The following is a 3,277-nucleotide window of genomic DNA, read 5'->3' as shown; positions in this document are numbered from 1 at the left end:
GAATGCGGGCTCGTTTGGTTTTCTAATCAACGGCCTAGGCACCTCTGGTTATACGCCGAATCGAGTCCTCATTCAGCCTTAAGTGGCTGAATTTAAATTGCAATTTCCACTGGAGCCCGCAATAGCATAGGCGGAATGATGGCCAAGGCCCCCGATCAAGAGTAGGAAACGTCAGTCTTGAATGACTGTTCAGTTATCAGGGTCTACTTTAGTTCGGCCGGTCGCGTTCGCGCAACGTGCGGGGGGATGATGGCTGCGTCACAGCAAGGTGTAACCGTGGCCCGCGCCCTAGGCGGTCGTCGGGTGCAGGCGCTACGCTTGCCCGAGCTGGCCCAACTGACCGGCGATGGGGTCGATGCATGTTGTTCCGTTGCCGCATCAGCTCACGCGATATGCTCGCGAAATGTGCAAGACTGGGGCGCGGACGCACCGGGGTTACAGACTGGCGTCCATCTTTGGTGCTTGGTGTCGGGATGCGCACCCGGCGGCTCTTGGATCAAGATGGTGCAACGCTCTTCCCGGGACGGTATGACTCAGGCTCTGTCTAGGCGCTGGAGCAAAGTCCTTGCAAACACCATGGCAATTCAGTGATGCTGAATTATCGCAAACTGACGGGGGCGTGCTGATGGCGACCTTGCTGCTGATGGGGGGCTGGCCTTAGCAGCCGGGGCGAAGCATCCGGTCGGGACGGTGATCATTGCCGAAGAACAGTTCGGAATGCTGTTGGGCGGCAGCAAGGGTCGCGGTACTCTGATCTTCAAAAGGAAGGAATATCATTTTGAGGTCAGTGGAGTGAGCGCAGGCCTCAACGTCGGCGCATCAACGATGACCGCTGTGGGCGAGGTATACGATATGAAGGATGTCGCCAAGTTTGCCGTCACCTATACCCAGTTGGACGCGAGTGTCGCACTGGGTGGCGGCGTAGGTGGCCAGCAATTGCAGAACGAGAATGGGGTGATCATGACCCTGCATTCGCGCACTCAGGGTCTCGATCTCAATCTCGGGAAGGTCTCCGGGTTGACGGTGACCATGGATTAGTCCCAGGCAGCGGGGCATCCCGCCCCGCGACCTTCGCCGCCGCGGCGGGACGCGCCGTGGCGTTGGTACCATCGTTTGCGGAAATTCCCATTGCGGGGCGAACAATCGGGCGGAGGCATCTACCGGTAATCCCGGCTCGGTGGGTGCGTCCGGCGCTGGTGCCGCCGCATGGGCGATGAGGGCGCGGCCATGACCGACCACATGTTGATCGTATTCGCCATCTTGGGCTCAGCTATCGCGCTGTTTGCCTGGGGCCGTCTGCGCGCCGATATCGTGGCGCTGCTGGTGGTGCTAGCGCTGATGTTGAGCGGTGTGCTAACCCCCCAGGAGGCGCTGGGCGGCTTCGGTGACCCGGTGGTGGTGCTGATTGCCGCCATGTTTATCGTCAGTGAGGCCCTGGTCACCACCGGGGTCGCGCATCGGCTTGGGGAGGCGGTGCTGGCGGCGGGCGGAGGTCACGAGGCGCGTCTGATCGTGCTGGTGATGGCCCTGGCGGGTGGCGTCGGGGCCTTTATGAGTTCCTCTGCGATCGTCGCCATGCTTATCCCCGTGGTGCTGGCGATTGCCAGCAAGACCGGACTGAACCGCAAGCGTATGCTGATGCCGCTGTCGGTCGCCGGACTGATCAGTGGCATGATGACACTCATTGCCTCATCGCCCAATCTGATCATCGAGAATACCCTGCGTGCACACCATCTTGCCCCCTTGAGTTTCTTCAGTTGGGCGCCGTTCGGTCTGGCCGTGCTGATCACGGCCATGGTTTTCATGTTGTTGAGCCGCACACTGCTCAGTAAACACCGCGACGCCGAGGCCGGGGGCATGCGGCAGACCAGCATTGCCGAGTTGGTGCGCAGCTATGGCCTGGGCGATCGGTGGCACCGGTTGCGGGTGCTCGCCGGATCGCCGCTGCTCGCGCAAACGGTGGCGGGGGCACGGCTGCGCAGCCATTTCGGCTGTGTCATCGTGGGCTTCGAGAAGCATCGCGACGGCAAGGTGCAGAACCTGCCGGCACTGGCCGAGACGGTGTTTGAGGCGGATGACGCGATCGTCGTCGTCGCGGATAACGCGCAGGTCGAGGCATTGATCGCGGCGCACCGCCTCGTGCGACTTCCCGGGCTCGGCGAGCGACAGCGCTATGAGGCCCTGCAAGAACTCGGTGCCGCCGAGATCATGTTGGCCCCGGAGTCGAAGTTGATCGGCAAGACGCTGCGCGAGCTCGAATTCCGTGGACGTTATCGGGCGACCGTGGTGGCCGTTCGCCACCGTGGTGAGCCGTTGACGATGAATCTGGCGGATGAACCGCTGGACTTTGGCGATACCCTGCTGGTGTCGGGCGACTGGGGCGATATCCGTCGGCTGGGCGAGGAGCGGGAGACGTTCGTGGTCCTGGCGTTGCCGACGGAGTACCAGGAGCGCCTGCCGCAACGGCGCCGCGCGCCGGTCGCCGTGGGTATTCTGATCGCGATGATTGCGGTGATGGCCTTTCAACTCCTGCCGAACACCGCCACGGTGCTGATCGCCGCACTGCTGATGGTCGCCACCGGCTGCATCAAGCTGGATACCATCTATCGCATCATCAGTTGGAAGACGATCGTGCTGATTGCCGGGATGCTGCCGCTGGCCACCGCATTGACCAAGACCGGTGCGACCGGGCTGATGGCCAACGCCTTGGTCGCCGCCCTCGGGTCACTGGGGCCGATCGCGATGTTGGCGGTGGTCTTCCTGGTCACGGCGGTTATCGGGCTGTTTATTTCAAACTCGGCAACCGCCGTCCTCATTGCCCCCATTGCCATCCAGGCGGCGCAGTCGCTGCACGTGTCGCCCCAGGCCTTTGCGATGACTGTGTCGATCGCCTGCTGCGCCGCCTTTGTGACTCCGGTATCGTCTCCGGTCAACATGCTGGTGATGGAACCTGGGGGCTATACCTTCGGCGATTACGTCAAGATCGGGCTGCCGCTGCTGGTGCTGACGATGGGGGTGACGGTCGGGCTGGTGTGGATTCTCTATCTTTATTGAAAAATCGCCTGCTGGGCGATTTTTCAATTTGTTTATCAATTGTCTTTCCCCAGTGTATCGCGTGGTCACCGGCAACGTCGGCGAAGGTCTACATGAGTCACTTCAATACCGCAGATTTCTTGATTATCGGTGCTGGTATCGTCGGGCTCTGCCTGGCGCGCGAGCTCAAGCGTCGCTATCCGGATCAACACGTCATCGTCCTGGAGAAGGAAGCGTCCGCTGG

At 61.6% G+C, this 3,277-nt stretch carries 3 protein-coding genes; all 3 read left to right on the top strand.

The genetic code is table 11. The features are described from left to right. The first annotated feature begins 690 nt into the window (after positions 1-690). Entirely contained in the window at positions 691-1,038 is a 348-nt protein-coding gene (locus tag QZY44_RS16205; protein WP_295448274.1) for a DUF1134 domain-containing protein, read from the top strand. A gap of 189 nt (positions 1,039-1,227) precedes the next feature. Further along, positions 1,228-3,054 carry an SLC13 family permease gene (locus tag QZY44_RS16200; protein ID WP_295448270.1) on the top strand — a complete coding sequence of 609 codons (1,827 nt, stop codon included), beginning with the start codon at positions 1,228-1,230 and terminating at the stop codon, positions 3,052-3,054. Further along, positions 3,051-3,277 (top strand): FAD-dependent oxidoreductase (locus QZY44_RS16195; RefSeq protein WP_295448265.1); only part of this gene is annotated, 227 nt, incomplete at its 3' end. The genes QZY44_RS16200 and QZY44_RS16195, both read left to right, overlap by 4 nt.

The sequence above is a fragment of the uncultured Thiodictyon sp. genome (assembly GCA_903837595.1).
GTDB lineage: Bacteria > Pseudomonadota > Gammaproteobacteria > Chromatiales > Chromatiaceae > Thiodictyon.
The sequence above is the reverse complement of the archived record's forward strand: the minus strand, read 5'-3'. Positions and strand labels throughout refer to the sequence as shown.